Annotated in this window: 23 protein-coding genes and 1 pseudogene; 10 read left to right on the top strand and 14 right to left on the bottom strand. The window is 59.4% G+C overall.

Annotation, left to right across the window (positions count from 1 at the left end):
* Nucleotides 1-11: 11 nt before the first annotated feature.
* Genes hisF through hisB form a run of 5 tightly spaced genes read right to left on the bottom strand, consistent with a single transcriptional unit; the run spans nucleotide 12 to nucleotide 3,322 of the window.
* A complete protein-coding gene (gene hisF, locus OEG84_RS15515) occupies nucleotides 12-788 on the bottom strand; it encodes an imidazole glycerol phosphate synthase subunit HisF (protein WP_267654587.1) in 777 nt (258 codons plus the stop codon).
* The gene (gene hisA / locus OEG84_RS15510; RefSeq protein WP_267654586.1) at nucleotides 785-1,555 is read right to left on the bottom strand and encodes a 1-(5-phosphoribosyl)-5-[(5-phosphoribosylamino)methylideneamino]imidazole-4-carboxamide isomerase; all 771 of its coding nucleotides are present in this window, start codon (nucleotides 1,553-1,555) and stop codon (nucleotides 785-787) included. The genes hisF and hisA overlap by 4 nt, the downstream gene beginning before the upstream one ends.
* A gap of 1 nt (nucleotide 1,556) precedes the next feature.
* The gene (gene hisH, locus OEG84_RS15505) at nucleotides 1,557-2,207 is read right to left on the bottom strand and encodes an imidazole glycerol phosphate synthase subunit HisH (RefSeq protein ID WP_267654585.1); all 651 of its coding nucleotides are present in this window, start codon (nucleotides 2,205-2,207) and stop codon (nucleotides 1,557-1,559) included.
* A gap of 5 nt (nucleotides 2,208-2,212) precedes the next feature.
* Nucleotides 2,213-2,680, bottom strand: coding sequence for a DUF2628 domain-containing protein (locus OEG84_RS15500; protein WP_267654584.1), 468 nt, complete (start codon nucleotides 2,678-2,680; stop codon nucleotides 2,213-2,215).
* A gap of 33 nt (nucleotides 2,681-2,713) precedes the next feature.
* A complete protein-coding gene (hisB, locus tag OEG84_RS15495; protein ID WP_267654583.1) occupies nucleotides 2,714-3,322 on the bottom strand; it encodes an imidazoleglycerol-phosphate dehydratase HisB in 609 nt (202 codons plus the stop codon).
* A 188-nt stretch (nucleotides 3,323-3,510) separates the two neighbouring features.
* Between hisB and hslV the strand changes: the two genes are divergently transcribed.
* The 4 genes from hslV (at nucleotide 3,511) to OEG84_RS15475 (ending at nucleotide 7,753) form a co-directional block, all read left to right on the top strand.
* Nucleotides 3,511-4,071, top strand: coding sequence for an ATP-dependent protease subunit HslV (gene hslV, locus OEG84_RS15490; protein ID WP_267654582.1), 561 nt, complete (start codon nucleotides 3,511-3,513; stop codon nucleotides 4,069-4,071).
* Between the two features lie 120 nt (nucleotides 4,072-4,191).
* Nucleotides 4,192-5,352, top strand: coding sequence for a hypothetical protein (locus tag OEG84_RS15485; RefSeq protein ID WP_267654581.1), 1,161 nt, complete (start codon nucleotides 4,192-4,194; stop codon nucleotides 5,350-5,352).
* Nucleotides 5,353-5,359: 7 nt separating this feature from the next.
* Entirely contained in the window at nucleotides 5,360-6,667 is a 1,308-nt protein-coding gene (gene hslU / locus OEG84_RS15480) for an ATP-dependent protease ATPase subunit HslU (protein WP_267654580.1), read from the top strand.
* A 126-nt stretch (nucleotides 6,668-6,793) separates the two neighbouring features.
* Entirely contained in the window at nucleotides 6,794-7,753 is a 960-nt protein-coding gene (locus OEG84_RS15475) for a DUF1402 family protein (RefSeq protein WP_425602921.1), read from the top strand.
* A 45-nt stretch (nucleotides 7,754-7,798) separates the two neighbouring features.
* Here the strand turns inward: OEG84_RS15475 and OEG84_RS15470 are convergent, their stop codons facing one another.
* From OEG84_RS15470 to OEG84_RS15455, 4 genes are read right to left on the bottom strand one after another with little or no spacing between them, the layout of a single operon-like run.
* Nucleotides 7,799-8,221, bottom strand: a complete 423-nt coding sequence (locus tag OEG84_RS15470; RefSeq protein ID WP_267654579.1) for a helix-turn-helix domain-containing protein — start codon at nucleotides 8,219-8,221, stop codon at nucleotides 7,799-7,801.
* Nucleotides 8,221-8,772, bottom strand: a complete 552-nt coding sequence (locus OEG84_RS15465) for a Smr/MutS family protein (RefSeq protein WP_267654578.1) — start codon at nucleotides 8,770-8,772, stop codon at nucleotides 8,221-8,223. The genes OEG84_RS15470 and OEG84_RS15465 overlap by 1 nt, the downstream gene beginning before the upstream one ends.
* On the bottom strand, nucleotides 8,762-9,895 hold the full coding sequence (gene mltA, locus OEG84_RS15460; RefSeq protein ID WP_267654577.1) for a murein transglycosylase A: 1,134 nt from the start codon (nucleotides 9,893-9,895) through the stop codon (nucleotides 8,762-8,764). Before mltA ends, OEG84_RS15465 begins: the two co-directional genes overlap by 11 nt.
* The gene (locus OEG84_RS15455) at nucleotides 9,895-10,599 is read right to left on the bottom strand and encodes a Tim44/TimA family putative adaptor protein (protein ID WP_267654576.1); all 705 of its coding nucleotides are present in this window, start codon (nucleotides 10,597-10,599) and stop codon (nucleotides 9,895-9,897) included. Before OEG84_RS15455 ends, mltA begins: the two co-directional genes overlap by 1 nt.
* Nucleotides 10,600-10,731: 132 nt before the next feature.
* On the opposite strand from OEG84_RS15455, the gene OEG84_RS15450 reads away from it, so the two are divergent.
* A complete protein-coding gene (locus OEG84_RS15450) occupies nucleotides 10,732-11,268 on the top strand; it encodes an FxsA family protein (RefSeq protein ID WP_267654575.1) in 537 nt (178 codons plus the stop codon).
* A gap of 82 nt (nucleotides 11,269-11,350) precedes the next feature.
* On the top strand, nucleotides 11,351-11,866 hold the full coding sequence (secB, locus tag OEG84_RS15445; RefSeq protein ID WP_267654574.1) for a protein-export chaperone SecB: 516 nt from the start codon (nucleotides 11,351-11,353) through the stop codon (nucleotides 11,864-11,866).
* 73 nt (nucleotides 11,867-11,939) lie between these two features.
* On the opposite strand, the gene dnaQ is transcribed toward secB, so the two are convergent.
* The 5 genes from dnaQ to OEG84_RS15420 are packed head-to-tail and all read right to left on the bottom strand — an operon-like array spanning nucleotide 11,940 to nucleotide 15,547.
* Nucleotides 11,940-12,644, bottom strand: a complete 705-nt coding sequence (gene dnaQ, locus OEG84_RS15440; protein WP_267654573.1) for a DNA polymerase III subunit epsilon — start codon at nucleotides 12,642-12,644, stop codon at nucleotides 11,940-11,942.
* A 10-nt stretch (nucleotides 12,645-12,654) separates the two neighbouring features.
* Nucleotides 12,655-13,248, bottom strand: a complete 594-nt coding sequence (coaE, locus tag OEG84_RS15435) for a dephospho-CoA kinase (RefSeq protein WP_267654572.1) — start codon at nucleotides 13,246-13,248, stop codon at nucleotides 12,655-12,657.
* The gene (locus tag OEG84_RS15430; RefSeq protein WP_267654571.1) at nucleotides 13,245-14,102 is read right to left on the bottom strand and encodes a shikimate dehydrogenase; all 858 of its coding nucleotides are present in this window, start codon (nucleotides 14,100-14,102) and stop codon (nucleotides 13,245-13,247) included. Before OEG84_RS15430 ends, coaE begins: the two co-directional genes overlap by 4 nt.
* On the bottom strand, nucleotides 14,095-14,688 hold the full coding sequence (locus tag OEG84_RS15425; RefSeq protein WP_267654570.1) for a Maf-like protein: 594 nt from the start codon (nucleotides 14,686-14,688) through the stop codon (nucleotides 14,095-14,097). The genes OEG84_RS15430 and OEG84_RS15425 overlap by 8 nt, the downstream gene beginning before the upstream one ends.
* Nucleotides 14,689-14,725: 37 nt before the next feature.
* Nucleotides 14,726-15,547: a pyruvate, water dikinase regulatory protein gene (locus OEG84_RS15420; RefSeq protein ID WP_267654569.1), complete on the bottom strand. Its 822-nt coding sequence runs from the start codon at nucleotides 15,545-15,547 to the stop codon at nucleotides 14,726-14,728.
* A 375-nt stretch (nucleotides 15,548-15,922) separates the two neighbouring features.
* Between OEG84_RS15420 and hemE the strand changes: the two genes are divergently transcribed.
* The 4 genes and pseudogenes from hemE to mnmE all read left to right on the top strand — a co-directional run bounded on the left by hemE (nucleotide 15,923) and on the right by mnmE (nucleotide 20,332).
* Nucleotides 15,923-16,963, top strand: coding sequence for a uroporphyrinogen decarboxylase (gene hemE / locus OEG84_RS15415; protein WP_267654568.1), 1,041 nt, complete (start codon nucleotides 15,923-15,925; stop codon nucleotides 16,961-16,963).
* Nucleotides 16,960-17,505 carry a protoporphyrinogen oxidase HemJ gene (gene hemJ / locus OEG84_RS15410; protein ID WP_425602920.1) on the top strand — a complete coding sequence of 182 codons (546 nt, stop codon included), beginning with the start codon at nucleotides 16,960-16,962 and terminating at the stop codon, nucleotides 17,503-17,505. The genes hemE and hemJ overlap by 4 nt, the downstream gene beginning before the upstream one ends.
* A 197-nt stretch (nucleotides 17,506-17,702) precedes the next feature.
* Nucleotides 17,703-18,968, top strand: a complete 1,266-nt coding sequence (gene rho / locus OEG84_RS15405; RefSeq protein ID WP_267654566.1) for a transcription termination factor Rho — start codon at nucleotides 17,703-17,705, stop codon at nucleotides 18,966-18,968.
* 43 nt (nucleotides 18,969-19,011) lie between these two features.
* Nucleotides 19,012-20,332: pseudogene (gene mnmE / locus OEG84_RS15400) on the top strand (tRNA uridine-5-carboxymethylaminomethyl(34) synthesis GTPase MnmE).
* Nucleotides 20,333-20,375 lie beyond the last annotated feature (43 nt).

Raw genomic sequence — 20,375 nt, 5'->3', positions numbered from 1 at the left:
CTCAGGCCTGTTCAGACCATGCGCATATCAAGTCCGGCATCAGCCATGTACTGCTTGGCCTCGCCGATCGTATAGGTTCCGAAATGGAAAATCGAGGCGGCAAGCACGGCCGTGGCGTGACCGTCGCGGATGCCCTCGACCAGATGTTCGAGTGTACCGACACCGCCGGAGGCGATTACCGGCACCCGAACCGCATCGGCAATGGTGCGGGTCAACGCGAGATCATAGCCGCCCTTGGTGCCATCACGATCCATCGAGGTCAGCAGCAATTCGCCAGCGCCGCGCTCCACCATCTGCTCGGCAAACACAACGGCGTCGATGCCGGTTGGTTCCCGGCCACCATGGGTGAAGATCTCCCAACGGTCGGCCTCGCCCGGTGCAGATACCTTTTTCGAATCGATCGAAACGACGATGCACTGGTTGCCGAACTTGTCGGCCGCTTCGGCGACAAAATCCGGGTTTTTGACCGCGGCGGAGTTGATCGAGACCTTGTCGGCGCCCGAGAGCAGCAGCTTGCGAATATCGGCTACCGTGCGGACGCCACCGCCAACGGTCAGCGGCATGAAGCAGTGCTCGGCGGTTTGCGCGACGACATCGAAAATGGTTTCGCGGTTGTCGGACGAAGCAGTGATATCAAGAAAGCAGAGCTCGTCGGCGCCGGCCGCATCATAGGCCTTGGCGGCCTCGACCGGATCACCGGCATCGATCAGGTCAACAAAATTGACACCCTTGACGACGCGGCCATCTTTCACATCCAAACAGGGGATGACACGGGATTTCAGGGTCATGAGCGGTTCCCTTGCTCGAATTGCGCGGGCTCCACGGTGAGCGATCCGTTGAGCACCGCCAGCGCCTCGGCCGGGTCGATGCGACCATCATAGAGCGCGCGGCCGGAGATCGCACCCTCAAGCCGGGCGGCATCGGGCATTTTCATGCGGACAATGTCGGCAAGCGAGGCAAGACCGCCCGAGGCAATGACCGGGATCGACACCGCATCGGCGAGTTCGATGGTCGATTGCCAGTTGATGCCGGCGAGGATGCCATCGCGATCAATGTCGGTGTAGATGATCGCCGCCACGCCGGCGCCCTCGAAACGCCGGGCCAATTCGATGACGCCGAGTTCGGAAGCCTCGGCCCAGCCTTCGACCGCCACCTTGCCGCCCTTGGCGTCGATGCCAACAGCGACACGGCCGGGAAACAGCTTGCAGGCTTCGCGCACCAGATCGGGATTGCGGACCGCAACGGTGCCGAGAATGACCCGGGCGAGACCCTTTTCCAGCCAGGCTTCAATATGCGCCAGCGTACGGATACCGCCGCCGAGCTGCACCGGGTTTTCGGTCGCCTTGAGAATTGCCTCGACTGCGGCGCCATTGACCGACTGACCTTCGAAGGCGCCGTTGAGATCGACCACATGCAGCCACTCAAAACCCTGGTTCTCGAAGGCCAGGGCCTGAGCCGCGGGGTTCTCGTTGTAGATCGTGGCTGAGTCCATTTCGCCCAGCTTGAGCCGAACACACTGGCCGTCTTTGAGATCGATGGCGGGAAACAGGATCATGTCAGGGCTTCCATTTGAGGAAATTGGCGATCAGCGCCAGACCCAGCGTCTGGCTCTTTTCCGGGTGAAACTGGGTGCCGGCCTTGTTGCCATGAACGACAGCGGCGGTCACCGTGCCGCCATAGTCGGTTGTCGCCAGCACATCACCGGGATTGTTTGCCGCCAAATGATAGGAGTGCACGAAATAGGCGTGCAGTCCGGCAGGTCCGGTCGGGATACCGTTAAACAACGGGTGCTCAGCCTTGAGATCGAGTGTGTTCCAACCGATCTGCGGAATCTTCAAAGCCGGATTCGATGGCTTGATCTCGACCACGTCGCCGGCAATCCAGCCAAATCCCTCGGTCACCGTCTTTTCCAGCCCGCGGCTCGACATCAACTGCATGCCGACGCAGATGCCGAGAAACGGTCGCGCCTTGTCCTCCACTGCATGGCGCAGGGCGGCGTTCATGCCGTCGATGACATCAAGCCCGGCGCGGCAATCGGCATAGGCGCCAACGCCCGGCAGCACGACCCGGTCGGCGCCGGCGACAACGTCAGCCTCGGCGCTGAGAATTATGTGTGCCGTGACGCCGGCTTCGCGCGCCGCGCGCTCGAACGCCTTGACCGCGGAGCGCAGATTGCCCGATCCGTAATCTACAATGACAACCCGCATCGCACTCATGTCCTTTCAACCGGCACAAGGCCAATGGCGCCATTGGCGCCTGCTTCCATACGCCCCGCCTGCAGCGCTGGCCGCAGGCGGCGAGATTGCTCCGGCGCAGCCCCGGCCCGGGCGGTATGGATATCAAATGCGGTTTCAGCGTCGCCAGCCTCGACCAGATCGGCAAAACGCCAGCCCCGCCGCAGCAAGGCCGAGGCGCGCCAGTTGCGGCCCTCGAGACCGGTGATCAGCGAAACCGCCAGACCAAGAACCACACCCGGCCAATAAAAGCTGGCGCTGGCGACCATCAGCAAAGCCACGCCCAGAATCAGTATGGCCGACAGCGCCTCCAGCCAGAGCCGGTTGAACAACAACCAAAACACCGGAAACGCGAAGGCCAGTGGTGCGAAACTATCGTTGAGAACCACCGAACCCTCATCGGGAACCGCTGTGCCCGGCCTTGCAAAAACAAGATAGCTGCTCATCAATTTTCCCCGTTCAGCCGCAAGCCCGAAGGCTCAGGCCAAAGACCCCTTGGTCGACGGAATCCGGTCTTTCTGCCGTGGATCGATCTCGCAGGCAGTGCGCAACACGCGGGCCACCGCCTTGAAGCAGGTCTCAGCGATATGGTGGTTGTTGGCGCCATAAAGATTGGTCACATGCAGAGTGATGCCGCCATGCTGGGCCAATGCCTGGAAGAACTCGCGCACCAACTCGGTATCGAATGTTCCGATCTTGGGCGCAGAAAAGTCGACATCCCAGACCAAAAACGGGCGACCGGAAATATCAATGGCGGCGCGGGTCAGGGTTTCGTCCATCGCCAGGTCCAGCGACGCATAGCGACAAATGCCCTTGCGGTCGCCCAGCGCCTTGGCCAGAGCCTGGCCGATGGCAATGCCGACGTCTTCGACTGTGTGATGATCGTCGATGTGCAAATCACCCTTGGCGCTGACATCGAGATCGATCAGCGAATGGCGCGAGAGTTGCTCAAGCATGTGATCGAAAAAGCCGACCCCGGTCGCAATCGACCCGGCGCCGGTTCCATCCACACGAACAGATACCGAAATGTCGGTTTCATTGGTCTTGCGGGCAACGGAAGCGGTGCGCGCGGTCTCGGTACTGGCCATCTGGCGTCTCCGGGCAATAGGATCGGCGCTCAATACCAGCCCGCGCAGCAAATATCCAGAACGGCTTTCGAAGGGGTGCTGCCCGGCCGCGCGCATATTTGCAATCGCCTCGCGGGCGCTTACATACAGCCGTACAGCAAAGCTTAGGAATTTACGGCCAAGACGCCGTTTGAAGGAAAGGACGCCCGATGAGCGAGCACAATCCATTTGGCCAGATGCATGCGACCACAATCATCACCGTGCGCAAGGGGCAGCAGGTGGTGATGGCTGGCGACGGCCAGGTCAGCCTCGGCCAGACCGTGATGAAGGGCAACGCCCGAAAGGTCCGCCGCATCGGCAAGGACAACAATGTGATTGCCGGTTTTGCCGGCGCCACCGCCGACGCGTTCACGCTGCTGGAACGGCTTGAAGCCAAGCTGGAGCAATATCCCGACCAGCTGACTCGCGCCGCGGTCGAACTAGCCAAGGACTGGCGCACCGACCGTTATCTGCGGCGGCTTGAGGCAATGATGCTGGTGGCCGACAAGACGGTGACGCTGGCGATTACCGGCAATGGCGATGTGCTGGAACCCGAACACGGCACCATGGCGATCGGCTCCGGCGGCAATTATGCCTATGCCGCGGCGCGCGCGCTGATGGACAGCGACCGGACCGCCGCCGAGATTGCCCGACGGGCGATGGAAATTGCCGGTGATATCTGCGTCTACACCAACGGCAATATCGTGATCGAGACCCTTGAACTTGAATAGGCCGGTGTGCATCGGTCTGTCGCGGTCGAGTGTTTCACGTGAATCGTTCGGCGACGGCCAATGCAAGACCGTTCATGACTTCAACGCCCGTGGGCGCAAATCCGGTAGCGAGACCACCGCATGATTGATGACGAAACGCTTGATCGCGCGGTCAAGGCCGGCATTCTCAATGCTGCACAACGTGAAGCCCTTCTGACACTGGCCACCGATACCCTCGACGAACAGACAGCTGAGCAGGCCACTGCCCCCTCGGTCGATGACCAGATGCGGCTGGTTGGTGGCGGCAATGATATTTTTGTCACCGTCGGCGTGACGCTGTTGTTTGCCGGTGCGCTGTTTGCGCTCCGGTCGGTATTTGTCGAAGGCAACACGGCCATCGCCGTGGCCATCGCGCTCGGCAGCTGGGTGGTTGCTGAAATCGTTACCCGGCAAAAACGGATGCGGCTTTCAAGCACGCTGCTGGCGCTGATCTTCATGGCAGCGGCGCTGTCGCTGCTGATTGAAGCGGTGATGAACCGGGTCAACCTGCCCAGTGATCTCAATGCCTTTGCACTGCTGGCGCTCAGATCCGAAGCCGGACCGGTGGGGCTTATCCTCGGTGGCGGCCTGATTGCTGTTGCCGGGCTTTATTTCTTCCGCTTCAAGGTGCCTATCCTGGCCGGTGTTGCGGCCATCGCCGCCACCGGGCTGGCGTTTCTGGGTGCCGTGGTTTTCTACCATGACCAGATGGTCAGCGGCGCAGTCGCTGCACCTTTGCCAGAACAGTTGGCCGACATCCTCGCCAATGCGCTGGCGGTGCCGCTGGTCTGTGGACTAGCGATATTCCTAGTCGCGGTCTGGCTTGATTTGCGCGACCGTGAACGCCAGACGGTCTGGTCGGACTGCGCCTTCTGGCTACATGTGGTGTCGGCGCCGCTGCTGGTGCATCCGCTGTTCATTCTCGCCACCGGCCAGGAAGTGCTGTCGGGCCAGATCGAACCGGGCCTCAGCGCCAGCATTTTGCTGGGGTTGATGATGGCCGTGTTCGTGCTGGTGGCGCTGGCAATCGACCGGCGCTCGCTGCTGGCGCCAACGCTGGCCTATTTCGGCTCGGTCGGGATTTATTACCTCGTCAACGGTGCCGCCAACACCACCGGGATTCCGCCATTTGCGCTGATCCTGATCGCCATCGGCGCAATGGTGATCCTGTTCGGGGCCGGCTGGCAGCGTATCCGCGGCTTGATAATCCGGCCGATTCTTCCCACATCGGTCCTCGACAGGCTTCCACCCATAAAGGCATGATCTTCACATGAGCAATTTTTCCCCCCGCGAAACCGTGACCGAGCTTGACCGATTCATCATCGGCCAGAACGACGCCAAGCGCGCCGTGGCGATTGCGCTGAGAAACCGCTGGCGCCGGCAGCAACTGGATGGTCCGCTGCGCGAAGAAGTGATGCCCAAGAACATCCTGATGATCGGGCCGACCGGCGTCGGCAAGACCGAAATCTCACGACGGCTGGCGCGTTTGGCCGGTGCCCCGTTCATCAAGGTCGAGGCGACCAAGTTCACCGAGGTCGGCTATGTCGGCCGCGATGTCGAACAGATCATCCGTGATCTTGTTGAAGTCGGCATCACCCTGGTGCGCGAGCGCAAGCGCGGCGAAGTCGAGGCAAAGGCACGGCTGAATGCCGAGGAACGCGTGCTCGACGCGCTGGTTGGCTCCACCGCATCGCCAGCAACCCGGGATTCTTTCCGCAAGAAACTGCGCGATGGTCTGCTCGACGACAAGGAAATCGAAATCGAGGTGGCCGACACCGGAAACGGCATGCCGCAATTCGAATTGCCGGGCATGCAGGGCGGCAATATCGGCGTGCTCAATATCGGCGATCTGCTGGGCAAGGCGATGGGCGGGCGTACCCGCAAGATCAAGACGACGGTGCGCGAATCCTACGCCACCCTGATCAATGATGAATCCGACAAGCTTCTGGACATGGAGCAGGTTCACCAGGAGGCAGTGAAATCGGCAGAGGACGACGGTATCGTCTTCCTAGACGAGATCGACAAGATTGCGACCCGCGATGGCGGCGTCGGCGCCGGCGTTTCGCGCGAAGGCGTGCAGCGAGACCTGTTGCCGCTGGTCGAAGGCACCACGGTGGCAACCAAATACGGACCGGTGAAGACCGATCACATTTTGTTTATCGCGTCCGGCGCCTTCCATGTCTCCAAACCTTCCGACCTGCTGCCCGAACTGCAGGGCCGCCTGCCGATCCGGGTGGAACTCAGAGCGCTGGACAAGGACGACTTCCGCCGCATCCTGACCGAAACCGAGGCCAGCCTGATCAAGCAATATGTGGCCTTGATGGCCACCGAGGACATGACGCTGGTCTTTACCGAGGACGCCATCGACGCGCTGGCGGAGGTTGCCGTGCACCTCAACAGCAGCATTGAGAATATCGGCGCGCGGCGTTTGCAGACGGTGATGGAGCGGGTTCTCGACGAGATTTCTTTCACCGCCCCGGATCAGCCGGGCTCGACAATCACGATTGATTCAGACTATGTCCGGGAGCATGTTGGCGACCTTGCCCAGAATACCGATCTGTCGCGATTTATTCTGTAACCAGCGATAAAATTCGGTTCCTCGCGGCCATGAACGTCGGCCAGTCAAGCCGCAGCGATGCGGCGTAACCTGAAGATGACGACGCCCGAGAGGATCATGATGGTGCACAGTTGCAAGCTCAAGACCATGGTTGCGATGTCGATCGCGCTTGTCATGAGCTTGACGCCGGCGGTGCAGGCAGTTGCTGACGAACTGGTGCCGCCAGGTAACCGCAGCGTCGAGCAGCCCACAATCCCCGGAGCATCGAAACGCCGCACCAAGGCAACCAAATCCAGCTTTGACGCAAAATATGAGAAGATCCGCGATCTGATCGCCGGCGACAGCAAGCTCAAGTCGAAAATCCGCAAGGTGTCGGCGCTCTACAAGATCGATCCGATCCATATTGTCGGCGCGCTTGTGGGCGAGCACACCTACAATGTCGACGCCTATGACCGGCTGCAGACCTATTACATCAAGGCGATCTCCTATGCCGGTGAGCGGTTCCGCTTCGAGCATGATGGCGAGAGCGTCCTCAATTTCGTCAAGCGGCCGGAATTCGATGACTGCAAGGAAGCCTCGGGCTCAGCTGAAGTCTGGACCTGCCGCGAGGAAGTCTGGGAGACCAGTTTCCGGGGCAAGACCGTCGGCGGCAAATCGTTTCCCAACGATCGTTTCGGGGCGGTGTTCTTTCAGCCATTCTACGCCGGCCAGACTTTTGGCCTGGGCCAGCTCAACCCACTGACGGCATTGGTCCACAGCGACCGCGTCAACAAGGTGTCGCGACTGAGAAAGCTCAGCGCCGGCAATGCAGCTCAGGTCTATGAGGCAATCATGGAGCCGGATTCAACGCTTGCCTATATGGCTGCATCGATTGCCGAATCGATCGACAATTACCGCGACATCGCCGGTTTCGACATTTCCAAAAATCCCGGCGTGACGGCGACGCTCTACAATGTCGGCAATGCTGCCCGCCGCGCCGCGGAACTCGCAGAAGAAAACGAGAAACGCAAGAGCCGGGGCCAAAAACCGCTGCTTCCGCGCGAAAACTATTATGGCTGGCTGGTCAACGACCACGAACAGGAGCTGCGCGAGATCATCGCCAAATAGCGGCAGCGCTATTTTCCGACGCTTGCCAATAATTGGATTTTTCAATCAGCGCGGCAGCTTGTCGCCCTGACCGGGCGGAATCGACTGCACCGGACGCGGGTTGTCCCCGTCGGTCTCTCCGGTCTCGATCAATTTGCCGATCCGGTCCAAAGTGTCCGCGTCGAGCCGGGAAATGGCGGCAGCCAGACGATTGGCAACTTCGGTGGCTTTTGGCGTCAGCCCGGCGGTGTTGATGGTTACTTTCGGCCGCGACAGGCCGCTGAGCGCCTGCAGTTCCTCGGCCTCGTCCCAGATGATGTTGAAATAGCCGATTACCCGCTGGACGAATTGCCAGCTGGGTTCGGAGCGCTGGCCATGCTCGAGCGCCGACAGATAGGCCGGAGACACGCCAATGGCCTTGGCCATCTCGCGCTGGGTCACGCCGCGCTCGGCGCGCAGCCGGCGAAGGGCTTCACCAAACGGGGTCATTACGGCTTCTCCCGGATACGGCGCAGCCGGATATAGAGCGCGCCTTCGCCACCATGGCCGCGCGCCGCATCCTCATATCCGGAAATCAGAAACCGGAATTCCGGCTTGGTCAGCCATTCGGGCACGTGCCGCTTGAGCACACCGGCGCCGCCGCGGGACGTGCCCTTGCCGGTGATCACCAGCACATGGCGGAGGCCACGCTCATGGGCGCGGGCCAGAAACCCCCAGAGAAGATTGTGGGCCTCACTCTGGGTCAGGCCATGAAGATCGATGCGACCATCGATCGGCAAGCGGCCGCGGGCCAGCTTGCGAACCACCGGCTGCTCGATCGGCTGAACCTTTGGCCGGGGCGCGGGTTGAAGCTTGCGCGGCATCTCAGGGCGTGCGGGTGGTGCGGGTTTATCCGGGCGCATGGCCTTGGGCTGCGGTGTTTCGACGGCAAACCAGTCGTCTCCCTCAACGCTCTTGCCGGGGAAGGCCTCAACGGTCCGGGCCACCTGCGCCCAGATTATCCGGTCTTCGTGACTGAGCTTGCGCTTGTCATCTTTCATGACCGGCCCGCCGCGCACATTGAGATCCGACTGGCGCCAGCAGGGTGAAAGCCGCCTTGTTCCTGATGGCGCCCGCCTTGTCGCCAGCCATCGGCCCCGATCCGGCAAAAAGATCGCCGCGCGTCGCACCAACGATTGCGGTGCCGGTGTCCTGGGCGATCATCAGCCGCGCAAACGGCCGGTCGGCGTCAAAATCAGCCAGATCCGGCGCATTGATGAAAAAAGGTGTTCCGAAGGTATGGATATGCCGGTCAACGGCCAGCGACCGTCCCGGCTCAAGCGGCACCTTGGCGGCAGCCACCGGGCCAAGCCGCGGGTCATCGACATCAGCCTCGCGAAAGAAAATGAAAGAACGGTTTTGCCACATCAGTTGATCGGCGTGCTGCGGATTGGCAGCAAGCCACTGCCGGATCGTAGCCATTGAAATGTCGTTCGCGGCAATCTCGCCGCGCTCGACCAACAATCCGCCGATACCGGTGAAGGGGTGACCGCTCTTGGCGGCATAGGTGATTCGACGGTTGCGGCCATCGGGAAAGGCAAGACGGGCGCAGCCCTGAACATGGGCAAAGAAAACGTCCGCGCGCGAGCCAGCCCAGGCGATCTCGAGCCCCAGGCCGCGGAAAGCTCCAGTCTCGATGGCCTGCCGGTCCGGGCAGACACCGACCTCGCCGTTCTGCTCAAGCATGAACGCATAGCCGTCGGGGATCCCCACCGGCGGATCGTCAGGATCCGGCACCTTCACCAGGTTGTCGGGTTTGCGCAAAAACGGGAAAGCATGGTCGGAATCGGCTGTCGCTGTGACTTCCAGTTCCGGCTCATAATAGCCGGTTACGAACCCAGCACCGTCATCAATATCAATTTTTACCGGGCGGAACCATTTTTCAAAGAAGGCCCGAGCCTCGCTGGCGGGTGCTAAGCCGGATTCAGCCGCCTGCAAGCCGAGTGCAGCATCATAAGCCGGCTTGAATTCTTCGTGGGAAATGCCCAGCGAGCCGGTCTTGTAGGGACCGTTTTCGGCAACATGTCGGGCGGAACGGCAAAAGGCGGCAAGGGCTGCGGCGGGCGCATCGTCTGCCCAACCGGGCAGCGATGCGAATTCTTCCCGCCGAAGCGACACATTCATTACTGATCAGCTTCCGTCGCGATCAGACGCCAGTTCGGATCCTTCGACCGTGTGTCGCGGGAGAAGGTCCAGACATCATTGACATCGGTAACGTCAACCAGATCGCCTTCGATCACCTTGTCGTCCTTGTCGAGCGTCGCCGAAATCAGCTGGCTGATGATGCGCAGGGTGATATTGGCTTCCGTCCCCTTCATCTCGGCCTGGATGATGTTGGCCTTCTCGATGCCCACGAAATTCGACCGCACCGTCTCGCCACGAGCTTCGCGTTCATCGATGGCGGCAACAAAGCCGTCGAAGACCTCGCGCGACAACAAGCCCTTCAGCGCCTTGCGATCACCGTCGGCATAGGCCGAGACGATCATCTCGTAAGCCATGGTAGCGCCACCGACGAACTCCTGAGGCGTAAACGACGGATCGGCGGTGACCACCTCGCGCAGTCCCTCGTTGAGCTCAGTACCCGGTTCAGCATAAGCATCAACTGCGGCAAACATGTCCGGTTCGACATTTTCCCGGCCGCGGCGGGGAAGCGTAACCACTTTCGGATCGTCCATTCCGCCTTCAGTGCCTGCCTGTTCACGGCGGGCCGTCTGCTCGCGCGGCGGGCGTTCGCTGCCAGTGCGCTTGCCAAGCACCGAACGCAGCTGGATGAAAATTATCACCGCCGCCACAAAAAAGAAGAACGTCACAAAATCAAAGGAACCCATTCCCGCCTTCTTTCGGTTTCATCATCGGTAAGGATGCATATAATGCCCCCGGGCCAATCAATCAAAGGGTTGTGGCATTCTATTTCATGCGGGCGGCAATCCTGACCCGGCATCAAGCTCGGAAACCTCTCTATGCGCTTCTCCCTGATCCCGTTTTTGCTTCTCGCCATACCGCTGGCCGAGATCGCCGCCTTTGTCGTCATTGGCGGCCAGATAGGGGTTTGGGCCACACTTGGCATGGTGCTGCTGACGGCCGTGGTCGGCAGCTTTCTGCTTCGCTGGCAGGGGATCGGGCTATTCAATCGCATCAACTCGGAAATGCGTGCCAACCGGGTTCCCGGACGCGAACTGGTGCATGGCGTGATGCTGCTGGTGGCAGGCGTGCTGCTGCTGACGCCTGGTTTCGTCACTGATTCGCTGGGCTTTCTGCTGTTTGTCCCGGCTATCCGCGACGGGGTGTGGCGACTGGTCAAGAACCGGGTCGTGGTTCAGACCATGAGCAGCGGCTTCAGTTCCGGGCCGCATGGTGGGCCGCGAACACCAGACGGCGTGGTCGATCTCGACGCCGACGAATATGAGCGTCAGCCGGGCAATTCACCCGGCAATGGCGACACCGACAGGCTGTCGGACCATCGCAGGAACGGCAAGGGCGGCGCAAACGGGTTGTAAGCTTTGTGACGAAATGCTAGCCCAAGCGCGAACAATTTACCGGAAAACCGCCTTGGCGGACGAAAGAATGGGAAAAGGCCACATGGCAAAGGACACTACCGGCACAAGCGGCGCCGCCGCAGGCGAGGCAAAGGCCAACGGCGAAGCGCCGACGCTTAATGTTCTGGCACAGTATGTGAAGGACTTGTCGTTTGAAAATCCGGGCGCGCCGAAATCGCTTGGACCGCGCGAGAAGGCACCGATTATCAACATCAACGTCAACGTCAACGCCAATCCGCTGGGCGAGACCGAATTCGATGTGCTGTTGACCATGAACGCCGAAGCAAAGAGCGGCGATACGGTCGTGTTCGCTGTCGAGCTGGTTTACGGCGGCGTATTCCGGGTCGTGGGTTTCCCGCAGGAGCACATGCTGCCGCTGCTGTTCATCGAATGCCCGCGCATCCTGTTCCCGTTTGCCCGGCAGATCGTTGCCGACGCTACGCGCAATGGCGGTTTCCCGCCGCTGCTGGTCGATCCGATCGATTTTGCGCAGATGTTTCAACAGCGCATGGCCGAAGAGCAGACCAAGGCGAAGGTCGCGACTCCTCAGGTCAACTGAGCCACAGATTTTCAAATATGGAAAAGCCGCCTCCGGGCGGCTTTTTTTATGTCAAACCTGCCTGTTTCAACAATCACCCATCGCCGGGCGTTTTCAGCCAAAGTGCATTTTCGCCGATACGGGCAACCAGTCTGGAATGAGCCTCGAGGTCGACCACGGTCAGGCGCTCGGGCAGCGGGCTCGGGCGGTGGCCGATCTCGATCACCATATGCTCGGTGGTCTCGACAACATTGGCATCTTCGACATCCGACAACCCAAGGGCCGCCTGGCGACCGCCCAGCATCTCGATATAGACATCCGTCAGCAGTTCGGCGTCGAGCAGCGCGCCGTGCTTGGTCCGATGCGAATTGTCGATTCCATAACGGCGACAGAGCGCATCGAGGCTGTTGGGGCCCATCGGATGGCGTCGGCGCGCCAGCGCCAGCGTATCAACGACCCGGTCGGGATCCACTGCGGGCAGGTCGATCCGCTGAAACTCCGAATTAAGAAATCCCATGTCGAAATTGGCGTTGTGAGCGACATAACGGGCGCCATCGAAAAACGCGATGATTTTTTCTGCAACCTCGGAGAACGCCGGCTTGTCGGCCAAAAAGGCATCGGTGATGCCGTGAACGGCAAGCGCATCGGGGTGCACCTTGCGGCCGGCGGGATTGATGAAGAGATGCAGCGACCGTCCAGTCGGAAACTGGTTGTCGAGCTCGATGCAGCCGATTTCAATGATCCGGTCAGCCTTGTTGTCGAGGCCGGTGGTTTCAGTATCGAAGACGATTTCACGCATGCCGCTTGCCCTACCCCTGTTTGCTGGCGCCGAGCGCCGCAATAATGTCGGCGACCTGGCGCCGGGCCGGTTCCAGCCCCTGGCCGGTATCGATAATATGATCGGCGCGCGCGCGTTTTTCCGCATCCGGCACCTGTCGCGCCAGGACAGCCTCGAATTTTTCGACCGTCATCCCTGGCCGCGCCATGACGCGCTGGCGCTGGATATCGGCATCGCAGGTGACGACAACAACCACATCGACCCGGTTTTCGGCCCCGGTTTCGTAAAGCAGCGGAATGTCGACCAGCACCATGGCATGGCCGTCCGCCCGGGCCTGATCGACAAAGGCCTGCTCGCGGGCGCGCACCAGCGGGTGAATAATGGCTTCAAGCCTTTTAAAACCGGCCGGATCGGCAAGAAGCGTGCGCGACAACGCCTCGCGATCAACCGCACCATCAACCGTTGCTCCCGGGAAAGCGGCTTCAATAGGCTGCACTGCTTCGCCGCGGTAAAGCTCATGAACGATCTCGTCGGCGCTGATTACCGGAATACCGGCATCGCTGAACATTTCGGCGGTGGTTGATTTTCCCATGCCGATCGAACCGGTCAGGCCAATGACGATCATGCGTGCTGCTCCATGTCGGCAATTACCAATTGCCGAAGTTCGGTGGTGACTTCGGGCCTGATTCCAAACCATTTCTCAAAACCGGGCACGGCCTGATGCAACAGCATGCCGAGCCCATCGACAGTGGCAAGACCCTGAGCCGTCGCCATTTTCAGAATCGGCGTTTGCAGCGGCACATAGACGATATCGGTTACCAGCGCGCCCGATGCCATGGCTGTGAAATCGAGTTCGGGAACCGTGGTTCCGCCCATGCCCAATGAAGTGGTGTTGACGAACAGGCCGGTTCCGATGAGGAGATCCGGAAGATCCTCCATGGCATGCGCGGAAACGCGCGGGCCGAACCGTTCGGCCAATTCACGGGCACGGGATTGGGTTCGGTTGACGATCCGCACCGAACCGAAGCCGCGCGCCAGAAGCGCATGAATGATGGCCCGGCTGGCCCCGCCGGCGCCCAGAACCAGCGCCGATTGGGCCTTGTCCCAGCCGAGTGCGCTGGCATCGAGATTGGCGGCAAAACCGTGCGAATCGGTGTTGGTGGCCTTTAATTTTCCATCTTCGAGCCAGACCGTATTGACGGCACCGATCTGTCGCGCGGTTTCGTCAGTTGTATCGACCAGTTCGGCGATGGCCTGCTTATGAGGAAGGGTGACATTACCGCCGGCAATACCCGCAGCACCATCCTTCAGACGGGCCACGAACTCCGGAAGATCTTTCGGTTTAACTTCTACCGGATCATAACTACCAGCAATTCCAGCATTTGCCAGCCAGTAGCGGTGGATCAGTGGCGAACGCGAATGGCTGATGGGATCGCCGATAACAAAGGCGCGCGGTGCATTCATTGCGACATCAACCATCGATGATTGCCAATTCACGCAATTGGGCTAGTAGCGGCAGCAGCGGCAGACCGATGATGGCGAAATAATCACCTTCGATGCGCTCGAACAACTGGATACCCTCGCCTTCAAACTGGTAGGCGCCGACCGACGACAGGGCGCGGTCTCCGACATTGGCGAGATGACGACCAACAAAGCCCGGGTCGAGCTGGCGCATCGTCATTCGCGCAACGGAAACATGACGCCAGAGAGTTTCACCATCCCTTGCCAACGCCACCGCGCTGTTGAGCAAATGGGTGCGACCAGAAAGCTTGAGCAGCCGGCGCCGGGCCTGATCCATGTTTTCAGGCTTGTGGAAGATTTCACCGTCAAGCGACAGCGTCTGATCGGAACCAATGACGATGGCGCCGGGATGACGACTGGACACATCCTGCGCCTTGGCTTCAGCCAGAATTGTCGCCAGATCTTCAGCGTCCAGACCTTGCACCGTCTCTTCAACGGCGCGTTCATCAATTTGCGCCGATTCCGAAACGAAAGTCAGGCCGGCGTTCTGCAACAGTGTTTTCCTGAAAGGGCTTGCCGATGCTAGGATGAGATCGGGTGTCATGGGCACTCCTTCAATATGTCTTGCCGGGTCACCGGAACTAGTGCCACTTAGGCCGCAAGGCAAGGATTGCCGCGGCGGTTTCCTCGATCGAGCGGCGGCTGACGTCAATCACCGGCCAGTTGTGCCGTTCGCACAGCATGCGGGCATATTTGAGTTCCTCGCTGATCAGCGCGCGGTCAGTGTAGTGCTCACCATGATAGTCCGCGGTCGTGCCCAGCACCCGATTCTGACGAACATGGGCAATGCGATCGACCGAGGCGACGAGCCCGACGACAAGCGGCTTCTTGGCGGTGATCAGGCCTTCGGGAAGCGGCACACCATGAACAATCGGGATGTTGGCGGTCTTGACGCCACGGTTGGCGAGATAGATCGAGGTTGGCGTTTTCGAGGTGCGGCTGATGCCGAGAATGACAAGATCAGCCTCCTCGAAATCTGGCGGCAACTGACCGTCATCATGATCAAGCGTGAAGTTGAGCGCGTCGATCCGCTTGAAATATTCCTCGCCCATGGCGTGCTGGGCTCCAACCCGGCGCCGGGACGGGGCACCTAGATAGGACTGGAACACATTGATCACCGGTTCCAGCACAGACACACTGGGCAGGCCCATGTCGCGGCATTTGAGTTCGATGATCGAGGAAAGCTCGGCGTCGACGATGGTATAAAGCACGATGCCGGGGGCGCCATCGATGGCATCCAGCACCGCAAACAGCTGTTTGCGGGTTCTGATCAGCGGGTACACATGCTCGAGCGCCTGCGCGCCCTGGAACTGGGCGGCGGCAGCGCGGCCGGCGGCCATCAGCGTTTCGCCGGTCGAATCGGAGATGAGATGCAGATGGAAATAGTTTTTGGCCTGCTCCACAGGATTCTCCGATGGCTGTTGATAACCGGGGACAGGCTTGAGCTAAGTGAGCGGGCCCCTCGATGGCAAGGGACAAAGTGGGGTTTTATCCACAAAGGCGATTTCCGGGACAGACCCGGACGTTGTTTAGCCGGATTCGGGGACAAGCAATTAGCCATGGACATGGCGAAAATGGGCTGATCGGGTGATATCCCTGAATCTGCAGCTTTATTCACGACGGGCCCTGCCCCATATCCAACCGCGAGACATGTTCATATAAGACGGGGTTGGCTGAACAAGCTGTGGACAAGTTGTGGATAAAAGCCAATCCCCGTAAAACACAGAGTCATAGAATCAGAATCCTTTTCAGTAAGGATTCTCTTTAAGGGATAGACCATGGAAAACCCCGGTGATCGCAAGGTAATGAAGGTGCTGAGCGGAGAATCCGTGTTCCCGCCACCGATCTGGCTGATGCGCCAGGCTGGTCGCTATCTGCCCGAATACCGAAAGACGCGGGCAACAGCGAAAGGGTTTCTCGATCTCTGCTACACGCCAGATCTGGCTGTGGAAGTGACGCTACAGCCAATCCGCAGGTTTGGCTTTGATGCAGCGATCCTTTTCTCCGATATCCTGGTGATCCCCGATGCGCTTGACCGCAATGTCCGCTTTGTCGAAGGAACGGGCCCATTGATGGATCCGATCTCTGCTGAAGAGATTGGTCGCTTGGATGGCGGTGGCATGCACGCACACCTGGCGCCGGTCTACGAGACGGTGCGACGGTTGCGGGCGGAACTCCCCTCGGAGACCACGCTGCTCGGCTTCAGCGGGGCCCCCTGGACTGTAGCGACCTACATGATTGCCGGGCACGGAACCCCCGACCAGGCCCCGGCCCGGCTGTTTGCCATGCAGCATCCGGAAAGTTTCATGACGCTGCTCAATCTGCTGGCGGAGATGTCGGCAGACTACCTGATTGCACAGATCGATGCCGGCGCAGACGCGGTGCAGATCTTTGATTCCTGGGCGGGTGTGCTGTCAGAGGCAGATTTTGCCCGGTTCGCAATCGGGCCGATGAAGCGGATCGTTGATCGGATCAAGGCCGAACGGCCGGGCGTGCCGGTGATCGGTTTTGCCAAGGGTGCCGGAGCGATGCTGGAAAATTACCGCGCTGCAACGGGCATCGATTGCGTTGGGCTCGACTGGACTGTGCCGGCAAAGCTCGGGCAGAAAATCCAGGAGGGCGGCGCGGTTCAGGGCAATCTCGACCCGCTCTTGATGGTGGCTGGTGGAGCGGCGCTCGATCGGGGCGTCGATACGGTGCTGGAAACACTTGGCGGCGGGCCGCTGATCTTCAATCTCGGGCATGGCATCACCCCGCAGGCCGATCCTGAAAACGTCACACGGTTGATCAAGCGGGTGCGCAGCGCAGGCAACAGCTGATGGGTCTCAAGGCGACAAGCGCCAGCGAGGGTCGCAAGGCACGCATCAAGGCTTCGATGTCTATTGCGGTTGTGGTCGCGCTGGCTTTGCTTGGCTGGTGGTTTGAACCTGACTGGCTCTATGGCTGGCTCAAGGTGCTGCATGTCGTAGCGGTGATATCGTGGATGGTGGGGCTGTTTTACCTGCCGCGGCTGTTTGTCTATCACGCCGACGCTGTAGCGGGAGGTGAGGTGGCCACCACCTTCGTGGTGATGGAGCAACGGCTGGTCAAAGTGATCATGAACCCGGCGATGATGGTTTCCTGGGGGGTGGGTTTCTGGCTTGCCTGGAGCGGATTTTCGTTTGTCGGGCTTTGGTTGTGGCTCAAGATCGCTGCGGTAATCGGGCTGACGGTGTTTCACATGTATCTCAGCCGCTCGGCGAAGCGTTTTGCGCGGGGTGAAAATACCCTGACAGCACGGCAATGGCGGATGGCAAACGAGATTCCCACGGTGTTGATGATCGTTGTGGTGATCATGGTGATCATCAAGCCCTTCAGCTGAGGCTCGTGTTTTCTTCACTCGATTGGGCCTGCAGGCGCAAATGTCGCTGTTTCGGGGCTTGCAGCGTTTCACGTGAATCGCTATCTAACAGTCAATGCCTTCCCTAGGCGGGCGCCAGTCACAATCTGGTTGGCTTTCATGGCCGCGTCTAAATGCCCGTTTTCCCCACGAATTTACATTCTAGACTTGGATTTCCCATGCAGGAAATGAAGCTTCAAGAGCTCAAAAACAAGAGTGCAACCGATTTGCTGGCATTCGCCGAATCGGTTGAAGTAGAAAATGCTGGTGTACTTCGCAAACAGGAACTTATGTTTGCTATCCTCAAGCAACTCGCAGCCCAGGAAGTCGAGATAATCGGCGAAGGTGTTGTTGAAGTCTTGCAGGACGGCTTTGGCTTCATGCGTTCTGCCAATGCAAACTACCTGCCTGGCCCGGATGATATCTATATCTCCCCTTCGCAGATCCGTCGTTTCTCGCTGAAAACCGGTGACACGGTGGAAGGCCCGATTCGCGGTCCCAAGGAAGGCGAGCGTTATTTTGCGCTGCTGAAGGTCAACACCATCAATTTTGAGGATCCCGAAAAGATCCGCCACAAGGTGCATTTTGACAATCTGACGCCGCTTTATCCCGATGAACGGTTCAAGATGGAGGTCGACAATCCGACCACCAAGGACATCTCGGCACGGGTAATCGATCTGGTAGCGCCGATCGGCAAGGGGCAACGCGGGTTGATCGTGGCACCGCCGCGCACCGGTAAAACGGTCCTGTTGCAGAACATCGCCCATTCAATCACCGCCAATCATCCTGATTGCTACCTGATCGTGCTGCTGATTGACGAACGGCCGGAAGAAGTGACCGACATGCAACGCTCTGTGAAGGGCGAAGTGGTGGCTTCGACCTTCGATGAGCCGGCAGTTCGCCACGTCCAGGTCGCCGAAATGGTGATCGAAAAGGCCAAGCGCCTGGTCGAACATGGCCGGGATGTGGTCATTCTGCTTGATTCGATCACGCGGTTGGGTCGCGCCTATAACACCGTTGTTCCGTCATCAGGCAAGGTTCTGACCGGTGGTGTTGACGCCAATGCCTTGCAACGGCCGAAGCGCTTCTTTGGTGCTGCACGCAATATCGAGGAAGGCGGCTCGCTGACGATCATTGCCACGGCGCTGATCGATACCGGTTCGCGGATGGATGAAGTGATCTTTGAAGAGTTCAAGGGCACAGGCAACTCCGAAATCGTGCTTGATCGCAAGGTTGCTGACAAGCGTATTTTCCCGTCGATGGATATTCTCAAATCCGGCACCCGCAAGGAAGACTTGCTGGTTCCACGTCAGGATTTGCAGAAGATCTTCGTTCTGCGGCGTATTCTGGCTCCAATGGGAACCACAGATGCGATCGAGTTCCTCATCGACAAGCTCAAGCAGACGAAGACCAACAGCGATTTCTTCGATTCAATGAATACCTGATAGGCCGCAGAATCGGTCTATTCGATTCGGATCCGGTACTGTTATGCGAGAAACCATTTTTGCGTTATCGACCGGGGCGCCGCCAGCCGGCGTCGCGGTCATCCGCATCTCGGGTCCAGGGGTACAAAACGCGCTTTTGTCATTGACGGGCAACGTGCCACCGGCACGTATGGCCCGTCTCTGCAAAATCATGGGTACCGATGGTGCGGTGCTTGACCAGGGTCTCTGCCTCTTTTTCCTGGACCTCACTCCTTTACTGGTGAAGACGTCGCAGAATTGCAAATTCACGGCAGCCGAGCGTCGATCAATGCCGTGCTATTAGCCCTTTCAGCACTTGAGGGCTTGCGAGAAGCCGAGCCCGGTGAATTTACCAGGCGTGCGTTTGAAAACGGCCGAATGGATCTGACAGCGGTTGAGGGATTGGCAGACCTGATCCGGGCCGAAACCGAAGCCCAACGCAAGCAGGCGCTTGGGCAGTCCGACGGAAACCTCAAGTCGCTTTATGGGAACTGGGCAAAGCGACTTACCCATGCACGGGCGATGATCGAGGCGGAACTGGATTTTTCGGATGAGGAAGATGTTCCGGGATCGGTAACGGATCGGATCTGGCCGGACCTCGTATTACTGATAATGGAAATCGAGGAGCACCTGTCCAAGGCAAAGGCCGCAGAAATCGTCCGGGAGGGATTTCGGATAGCTCTGATTGGCCCACCGAACGCCGGTAAATCGTCGCTGTTAAACTGCCTGGCGCAGCGGGATGTGGCGATTGTGTCGGAGACACCAGGAACCACCCGGGATGTGGTCGAGGTCCGGCTGGATATCGGGGGTTACCTGGTTTTGCTGCAGGACACGGCCGGTCTTCGGGAGACTGAAGACGCGGTGGAGCAGGAAGGTATCCGCCGCAGCATGGCAAGTGCTGAACAGGCGGACCTGGTGCTCGAACTGGTTGAACCCGGCGCTTTTCCCTCTTCCGATATACTATTTCGGAACCGCGAAGCTTTGCTTACGGTCAGGACTAAAATTGATCTTGCGGGTGATGATACTCCTGACGCCACATCGTCAGACTTGGCGGTTTCGAGCAAGACCGGATTCGGGATTGATGCCTTGCTTGGAGAGATCGCCAACCGGTTATCCAAATTGGATTCAGGGGTGGTTCTGGGCTGCCAACTCGGTCCCGGCATGTTTTGTTGCTGGATCGGTGCCTATCTGATTTGAGCGAGTCGCTGATCGGAGATGAATTGCCGATTGAAGTGCGTTCTGAACTGTTGCGAAGTGCGGCGACCCATATTGGCAGAATAACTGGTGCAGTGGACGTCGAAGACCTTCTAGATGTTATCTTTTCCGAATTCTGCGTCGGGAAATGATTCACGTGAAACACCTGTTGGATTGGTTAATATTGCAGGGCGT

It is taken from the genome of Hoeflea algicola, from assembly GCF_026619415.1.
Lineage (GTDB): Bacteria > Pseudomonadota > Alphaproteobacteria > Rhizobiales > Rhizobiaceae > Hoeflea > Hoeflea algicola.
The sequence above is the reverse complement of the archived record's forward strand: the minus strand, read 5'-3'. Positions and strand labels throughout refer to the sequence as shown.

What these genes read in the sequence shown, in the direction of transcription:
- hisF (WP_267654587.1), bottom strand. Translation starts at nt 788, where the DNA reads ATGACCCTGAAATCCCGTGTCATCCCCTGTTTGGATGTGAAAGATGGC.
- hisA (WP_267654586.1), bottom strand. Translation starts at nt 1,555, where the DNA reads ATGATCCTGTTTCCCGCCATCGATCTCAAAGACGGCCAGTGTGTTCGG.
- hisH (WP_267654585.1), bottom strand. Translation starts at nt 2,207, where the DNA reads ATGCGGGTTGTCATTGTAGATTACGGATCGGGCAATCTGCGCTCCGCG.
- OEG84_RS15500 (WP_267654584.1), bottom strand. Translation starts at nt 2,680, where the DNA reads ATGAGCAGCTATCTTGTTTTTGCAAGGCCGGGCACAGCGGTTCCCGAT.
- hisB (WP_267654583.1), bottom strand. Translation starts at nt 3,322, where the DNA reads ATGGCCAGTACCGAGACCGCGCGCACCGCTTCCGTTGCCCGCAAGACC.
- hslV (WP_267654582.1), top strand. Translation starts at nt 3,511, where the DNA reads ATGAGCGAGCACAATCCATTTGGCCAGATGCATGCGACCACAATCATC.
- OEG84_RS15485 (WP_267654581.1), top strand. Translation starts at nt 4,192, where the DNA reads ATGATTGATGACGAAACGCTTGATCGCGCGGTCAAGGCCGGCATTCTC.
- hslU (WP_267654580.1), top strand. Translation starts at nt 5,360, where the DNA reads ATGAGCAATTTTTCCCCCCGCGAAACCGTGACCGAGCTTGACCGATTC.
- OEG84_RS15475 (WP_425602921.1), top strand. Translation starts at nt 6,794, where the DNA reads ATGGTTGCGATGTCGATCGCGCTTGTCATGAGCTTGACGCCGGCGGTG.
- OEG84_RS15470 (WP_267654579.1), bottom strand. Translation starts at nt 8,221, where the DNA reads ATGACCCCGTTTGGTGAAGCCCTTCGCCGGCTGCGCGCCGAGCGCGGC.
- OEG84_RS15465 (WP_267654578.1), bottom strand. Translation starts at nt 8,772, where the DNA reads ATGAAAGATGACAAGCGCAAGCTCAGTCACGAAGACCGGATAATCTGG.
- mltA (WP_267654577.1), bottom strand. Translation starts at nt 9,895, where the DNA reads ATGAATGTGTCGCTTCGGCGGGAAGAATTCGCATCGCTGCCCGGTTGG.
- OEG84_RS15455 (WP_267654576.1), bottom strand. Translation starts at nt 10,599, where the DNA reads ATGGGTTCCTTTGATTTTGTGACGTTCTTCTTTTTTGTGGCGGCGGTG.
- OEG84_RS15450 (WP_267654575.1), top strand. Translation starts at nt 10,732, where the DNA reads ATGCGCTTCTCCCTGATCCCGTTTTTGCTTCTCGCCATACCGCTGGCC.
- secB (WP_267654574.1), top strand. Translation starts at nt 11,351, where the DNA reads ATGGCAAAGGACACTACCGGCACAAGCGGCGCCGCCGCAGGCGAGGCA.
- dnaQ (WP_267654573.1), bottom strand. Translation starts at nt 12,644, where the DNA reads ATGCGTGAAATCGTCTTCGATACTGAAACCACCGGCCTCGACAACAAG.
- coaE (WP_267654572.1), bottom strand. Translation starts at nt 13,248, where the DNA reads ATGATCGTCATTGGCCTGACCGGTTCGATCGGCATGGGAAAATCAACC.
- OEG84_RS15430 (WP_267654571.1), bottom strand. Translation starts at nt 14,102, where the DNA reads ATGGTTGATGTCGCAATGAATGCACCGCGCGCCTTTGTTATCGGCGAT.
- OEG84_RS15425 (WP_267654570.1), bottom strand. Translation starts at nt 14,688, where the DNA reads ATGACACCCGATCTCATCCTAGCATCGGCAAGCCCTTTCAGGAAAACA.
- hemE (WP_267654568.1), top strand. Translation starts at nt 15,923, where the DNA reads ATGGAAAACCCCGGTGATCGCAAGGTAATGAAGGTGCTGAGCGGAGAA.
- rho (WP_267654566.1), top strand. Translation starts at nt 17,703, where the DNA reads ATGCAGGAAATGAAGCTTCAAGAGCTCAAAAACAAGAGTGCAACCGAT.